The organism is Candidatus Protofrankia californiensis, assembly GCF_900634765.1.
GTDB classification, from domain to species: domain Bacteria; phylum Actinomycetota; class Actinomycetes; order Frankiales; family Frankiaceae; genus Protofrankia; species Protofrankia californiensis.
In genome coordinates, this window is record NZ_CAAAFT010000351.1 from 2,315 (window position 1) to 6,059 (window position 3,745).

The 3,745-nt window shown below is 67.5% G+C and carries 5 protein-coding genes and 3 pseudogenes; 4 read left to right on the forward strand and 4 right to left on the reverse strand.

Annotation, left to right across the window (positions count from 1 at the left end):
- Positions 1 to 174 precede the first annotated feature (174 nt).
- From DD1DGNOD_RS18105 to DD1DGNOD_RS18115, 3 genes and pseudogenes are all read right to left on the reverse strand, one after another.
- The gene (locus tag DD1DGNOD_RS18105; RefSeq protein WP_131767646.1) at positions 175 to 591 is read right to left on the reverse strand and encodes a type II toxin-antitoxin system VapC family toxin; all 417 of its coding nucleotides are present in this window, start codon (positions 589 to 591) and stop codon (positions 175 to 177) included.
- Entirely contained in the window at positions 591 to 848 is a 258-nt protein-coding gene (locus DD1DGNOD_RS18110) for a type II toxin-antitoxin system Phd/YefM family antitoxin (RefSeq protein WP_241251645.1), read from the reverse strand. The genes DD1DGNOD_RS18105 and DD1DGNOD_RS18110 overlap by 1 nt, the downstream gene beginning before the upstream one ends.
- Before the next feature lie 109 nt (positions 849 to 957).
- Positions 958 to 1,200: pseudogene (locus DD1DGNOD_RS18115) on the reverse strand (flavodoxin); the annotation flags it as partial.
- A 315-nt stretch (positions 1,201 to 1,515) separates the two neighbouring features.
- On the opposite strand from DD1DGNOD_RS18115, the gene DD1DGNOD_RS18120 reads away from it, so the two are divergent.
- The gene (locus tag DD1DGNOD_RS18120) at positions 1,516 to 2,082 is read left to right on the forward strand and encodes a Uma2 family endonuclease (protein ID WP_131770683.1); all 567 of its coding nucleotides are present in this window, start codon (positions 1,516 to 1,518) and stop codon (positions 2,080 to 2,082) included.
- A gap of 206 nt (positions 2,083 to 2,288) precedes the next feature.
- Here DD1DGNOD_RS18120 and DD1DGNOD_RS18125 read toward each other — a convergent pair.
- Positions 2,289 to 2,832: pseudogene (locus tag DD1DGNOD_RS18125) on the reverse strand (NAD(P)H-binding protein); the annotation flags it as partial.
- On the opposite strand from DD1DGNOD_RS18125, the pseudogene DD1DGNOD_RS18130 reads away from it, so the two are divergent.
- The 3 genes and pseudogenes from DD1DGNOD_RS18130 to DD1DGNOD_RS18140 form a co-directional block, all read left to right on the forward strand.
- Positions 2,833 to 2,985 (forward strand): annotated as a pseudogene (locus tag DD1DGNOD_RS18130) (winged helix-turn-helix transcriptional regulator); the annotation flags it as partial. It abuts the pseudogene before it with no gap.
- A 25-nt stretch (positions 2,986 to 3,010) separates the two neighbouring features.
- A complete protein-coding gene (locus tag DD1DGNOD_RS18135) occupies positions 3,011 to 3,265 on the forward strand; it encodes a hypothetical protein (RefSeq protein WP_206443276.1) in 255 nt (84 codons plus the stop codon).
- A gap of 101 nt (positions 3,266 to 3,366) precedes the next feature.
- Positions 3,367 to 3,745, forward strand: a 379-nt coding sequence (locus tag DD1DGNOD_RS18140) for a phytanoyl-CoA dioxygenase family protein (protein ID WP_346434348.1), incomplete at its 3' end; no start/stop codon positions are given.

Below are 3,745 nucleotides of genomic sequence, written 5' to 3' on the forward strand. Positions count from 1 at the left end.
GGACCGCGTGGACCGCGCCGGCCGTGTCGTTGTTGCCGTGGACGTACAGCGCGTACGGACGGCCCACCGTCGCCTCCAGCACCGGGTATACACGGTGTCGCAGAAATGCCGCCAAGGATGCGCTCGACGCCGAAGGTCGCGCCCGGCCATGGCCCGGGCGTACGTCCATCCTGGTCAATACGTCGCGCCGGGAGACGCCACGGCCAGCCCGGCGGCCCGCGCCGCCTCCACCAGGACCTTGTCGTAGGTGAGCATGACGTCCAACGAGTCCCCCAGGTCCAACGCCGTAGCCAGGTGAATCGCATCCAGGGTGCGCAACCGCGGCGGTGGCACGATGGCCGCGTCACCGAGCGCCGGCGGGGTGATCTCCACGATGTCGACGTCGGCGGCGAGAAACGACTCAGCCGCCCCGACCATGCTTGGACTCACCAGGCCAAGCAGCCGAACCAGCTCGACCCCCAGCAACGCCGAGGAGACCAGCAGCGGCGGCTCCGGACGGTCCCTTAGCCACTGACGCAGATCCGACGTCTCCTTTTCCGCGACGAACAACTTCGCCACAGCAGAGGTATCGAGATAGACCCGCGTCGCCATCAGCCCTCACCGCGCAGGTCGGCGAGCCACTCGTCGGAACTACGCCCAGTCGCATTGGCCTGCGGCTCCGGTAGGTGCGCCAGATCAAACGGGCGCCTCGCCGGGCGGATCACCCCCGCCGCCACCAACTGCTCATACCGGTCGTCGGCCGCCGGCACGATCCGCGCCACCGTCCTGCCTCGGTCGGTGACCTCGACCGTCTGGCCCGCACGAACCAGCGCCAGAACACGTGCGGTCCGCTGAGAGAGCTCACGCATGCCCACGCGCGTTGGCTCATGGCTGGCCGCTGCTGTCATAGGCCAGATGTTACTACATGTACAGCGTGCTGGGAGCCTCGTCAGCCACGACGCCGGGCGGCCGATCCCGTTACATCGTCAGGCTCGCCGCAGTGGTCGCGCCGAGTTCCCAGCAGGCTTCGCGGGCGGCGGCATCCGGGGCGCCGACCACGGTGACCGGGTCGCGCAGGCGCTTCCAGTGCAGGCCGGTCGCGATCGACTCCACCGACCGCGCTGCACCCGTCGTGTCGCTACCGCCATGGACATACAGCGCGTAGGGACGACCGACCGTCGCTTCCAAGATCGGATAGTAGACGCAGTCGCAGAAATGTCGCTAACGCTGTGCTCCACGTCAGGCGGCACGGAGACGCCGCCCTGACGCGGATGCCGCGCGATCCCCCTGGGCGCCCGGCACGAGCCAGATCACCGCGCACCGGCCCCGGCTTCTCCCCGTGTAAGCTGACCGCACTCTACTGATCATGCTCTCTGGAGTGCCGCAGCAGTCGCATCCGCTTGACATGCTGGCTGCGGCGGGGTTCGTCGGCATCTCTGCGAGGACGCCCATCGTCGCGCGGAAAGCCTCGGAGAGCTCACGGTACGCTGAGCCCAGCAAGACCAGGCCTGCCGCGCAGGTTCAGGGAGGTGCGTCATGACCGCGGAGATGGTTGCCCCCGCATGGATGCACGAGCAGATCACGGCGGAGCAGTACGACTCCTGGTCCGAGGAGCAGTGCGCGGGCATCGAGATCGTGGACGGGATGGTTGTCGTGAGCCCCAGCGCGTCCAAGCGGCACAACCGGCTGGCCCGGATCGTCGCAAACGCTCTGGATGCGGCCGCAGGGGCGGACTGGAACGCTGATACGGACTTCGACGTCCGGCTTCAGGACGTGCCGCTCACCAATCGCCGTCCGGATGTCGTGGTGTATCGCGCGGATACGATTGACGTCACGCCCACCCGTCCCGAGCACGTGCTGCTGGTGGTGGAGATCGTCTCGCCGGGTTCGGAGACCACCGACCGGATCGTGAAGGTGGAGCAGTACGCCAAGGCGGGCATCGCTTTCTACTGGCGGATCGAGCAGGCCGCTACCGGTGTTCCGCTGGTATACACCTGTGTCCTCGACCCGGCGACCAGAGCCTACCGGGACGGGGATGTGTTCACCGGCGTGGTCAAGGTCTCGGCTCCCTTCGCGGCAGAGATCGATCTCGGTCAGATCTGACACCCGTCCTTCGCACTGGACGGTCAGCTCAGCGGGACGGCTCCACCCGTATCGCCCGTCATCGGGCTCCCAGCGCCCGCGGTGCCGCAAGGCGACGGAGATGATGGGCGACCCCGGCGCAGCTTCGCGCTTGAGAACCCTCGTTCGACCGCGGGACAGGTCTCACGGGACAGGTCTCATCGGAAGGCACCGATGTTGCGTCGCGCTCAGTCGGCGAAGGTCCGCGGCGCGCAGCCGAGGATCTGCTCGACGTCGCGGCTGACCCGCTGCTCGGCGGGCGTGGGCTCGCCGAGGATGGCGAGTGTCCCCTCCACGACAGCTGCCGGCATGAACCGCGACATCTCCGCTCGGGCTTCGTCGCGGCTCTGTTCGACGAACCGGACCGGTTCGCCGAGCAAGTCACCAATCGTGTGGGCCCGCTGTCTCGGCGTCGTGAGCGCCGGGCCGGTCAGCTCGTAGCTGTGGCCGGCGTGACGCGCGTCGCGCAGGGCCGCGGCGGCGACCTCGGCGATGTCGACCGGGTCGATGGTCGGGAGCCCGACGTCGCCGAACGGCGCGGCGACCGTCCGCCGCGCCCGGACCGTCTCCGTCCAGGCGAACGCGTTGGAGGTGAAGCCCCCCGGTCGCAGCACCGTCCACTCCAAACCCGGCTGCCGCACGGAATCCTCGAACGTTCGCGGATGGCTATAGACCTCGGGACGTGTCCCGGCGCCCTGGGAAGGACAGCAGCACGACCCGCCGAACCCCGCCCATCCCGAGGTCCCGCCCCGCGTGGAGTATGAGATCAGCGAGCTAGGGCGCAGCCTGGCACCGCTTTTCGCGATCCTCACGGAGTGGGCCGAAGCCAACCTCGACAAGGTCGAGCGGGCCCGGCACGACTACGACACGGATCTCACTCGGTAGCGGGTCAATCGGACATGCTTGTTCGGTGACATTGGAGCCGGGGGATGCCGACAACACCGGACAGCACGTCCATTACGCCGCGGTGGACGGGCAGCACTTCGCCGTCCGTCCGCGTCCCGACGAGCCCGGCGTCTACGACTTCGACTGGCTCAGCGGTCCTCGGGACTACGGGTTCACCTCCGCTCGCTCCGACGGCTCAGCCATGAGTCACGCGGAGATGGAGGAGGCGATCCGAAACTTCCTCGCGCAGATCGATCACCACACAGGTTACATCCCATGATCTGAGGACCGCGTGCTCGCTGAGCGTCAGCGCCACCGAGTGCGATCCCCTTCGCCAGCGCTGGCTGAACCGCCGTGCCCAAGGTCTTTGAGCCCGAGGCGATGACGAGACGGTGGGACCTCATCCGGCGACAGCTCCCGGACCGTAGCCGGGCGATTTACGGGAGCGACGCGCTCGGTGCCGTCACCAACATCTCCAACTATGACCGCCACCTGGATATAGACCTGCTCTCCGAGCACATCATGAACGAGCGGATCGTCGACCGCGTGACCTCGATAATCGGCCCCGACGTCCAGTGCTGGCGCACGGATTTCTTTCCGAAGTACCCCGGGAACGAGGGAATATCCTGGCACCAGGCAGCCACTTTCGCCAATACCAGCAAGAAGCCGCGGATACTATTGGATGCGCGTCGACGCGCCGGCTGGCAGCAAAAGACCAGGCCCGATTGTAACTGGTCAGGTCCCGGTGGCTGTTTGATAG